Raw genomic sequence first — 219 nt, 5'->3', positions numbered from 1 at the left:
GTCTCAGTTCCAATGTGGGGGACCTTCCTCTCAGAACCCCTATCCATCGTCGGCTAGGTGGGCCGTTACCCCGCCTACTACCTAATGGAACGCATCCCCATCGTTTACCGATGAATCTTTAATGGTATTATCATGCAATCTTACCATACTATCAGGTATTAATCTTTCTTTCGAAAGGCTATCCCTGAGTAAACGGAAGGTTGGATACGCGTTACTCAC

General features: G+C 47.0%; 1 rRNA gene. It reads right to left on the bottom strand.

What is annotated here, in order from left to right:
• Positions 1 to 219, bottom strand: a 16S ribosomal RNA gene (locus tag H6A61_RS16415); the annotation flags it as partial.

Source organism: Bacteroides caecigallinarum (assembly GCF_016901995.1).
Taxonomy (GTDB): Bacteria; Bacteroidota; Bacteroidia; order Bacteroidales; family Bacteroidaceae; genus Phocaeicola; species Phocaeicola cellulolyticus.
The sequence above is the reverse complement of the archived record's forward strand: the minus strand, read 5'-3'. Positions and strand labels throughout refer to the sequence as shown.